Here is a 1,501-nt window from a genome sequence, read left to right as displayed (position 1 = left end):
AGCGGTGCATTCTCAAGCATCCGCGCACTGCCAATCACCACGCTAAGCGGCGTGCGCAAATCATGGCTGATGTTCGAGATAAACTGTGTCCGGGCGCGGTCGCCTGCTTTGATATCGCTCAAGTCAATGATCGTAGCTAAAACCAGATCCTGCTGTTCTCCGGCAATATGTGCCAAGCCTAACTGTATGGGGAAAACCTGGCCGTTCTTATCGCAAGCCTCAAGTTCTCTTGCGGAGGCCTTCCTTCTTGGGCAACCGGCTGCAAAATGGCTTTCCCTCAATTGCGCATGGTGCCCTCTGTAAGACACTGGCACTAGCTCATCGACGTTGAGCTCGAGTAACTCCTCTCTTGTATATCCAAACAATGACAAGGCGACGTCGTTGACATCGACGATACCTCCAGACCTCGACACTAATATCTGCGCAGCCTCAGAACCCTTGAACATTTGCTCAAGCTGAGCGTCCTTACTTTGCAAACTCGCCTGAAAATTCTTGATATCCGTGATATCGCGAGCCACGCCAAGGAATGCGGTGATCTCTCCGCTTGCATTCCTGATCGCCGAGACAGTCAGGAGTACCGGGATCCGTGTCCCGTCCTTGTGCCAGTAAGTCCATTCTCGCGTTTCTGGAGAACCTTCCATGGCCTTGGCCACAAATACCCCAAAGCCAGGCTCAATCTCGCGGCCAAGTTCCTGTGAAAGGGTTCCCGCGCGGGCGATTACTTCGTCACGGTCATGCAACAGTTGAGGCGTCTCTTTGCCAACGACCTCCTCAGCGCTGTATCCCAGCAATTCCTCTGCTGCCGGATTGAACAGCGTGATCAGGCCGTTGGGATCTGTTGCTATGATGGCTGCCCCCGCACCCTCTACAAGAGCTGCTCGGAAAGCCTCGGTTTCGTGTATCTTCTGCTGGGCAGAACGCATCTGGCGTCTGCTGCCGTCCACAAGAGCCGCCCCTCCTCCAAGCAGGAGCACCATGATAAGCAGTCCCTGAAGGCGTGCTGGCAGCGTGTCTAGCGCCTCGATACTGCGCGGATATGCTTCAACAGTGACCGTCAGGGCGTCATTGTCAGCATCCGGTGAACCGCTTGTCTGGGCTGTGCCTCCAAACCCGGCATAGGCCTCATCTCCATCAGCCGAGCCAAAGATCAGTTGTGGCCTTGCCTCCTGGCCCTGAATGGTCGGGTTGGTGAGCCAGACACGCAGGCCGTAGCTTTCAGCATCATATTCGATGCGCCTGGCGATCAGACCGTCAAGGTCCTCAAGTACCGATAAAAGACCCACAAATGATTGCCTCGAGGGCTCTGCTCCGGAGCGGTAGATTGGCGCACGATAAATCAGAGCCTGTCCACCTTGAACAAGGGCAAACGGTCCGGTCCAGTGCGCCTCACCGGTCGCGATCACATGGCGTACCTCGTTGCCCTCTTCAGGCAGTTGCAGCAGATCGAGACCGATCGACGCCTCATTGCCTTTGAGCGGATTGGAGAAGCGGATGACCGCCT

At 55.9% G+C, this 1,501-nt stretch carries 1 protein-coding gene; it reads right to left on the bottom strand.

The features are described from left to right. On the bottom strand, window positions 1-1,501 hold a 1,501-nt coding region (locus VRS74_RS12625), incomplete at both ends, for a PAS domain S-box protein (RefSeq protein WP_354145583.1).

Origin of the sequence: Altererythrobacter litoralis (genome assembly GCF_036324225.1) — a bacterium.
GTDB lineage: Bacteria > Pseudomonadota > Alphaproteobacteria > Sphingomonadales > Sphingomonadaceae > Erythrobacter > Erythrobacter litoralis_A.
Note: the sequence above shows the minus strand (reverse complement) of the source record. Positions and strands in the feature narration are given on the sequence as shown.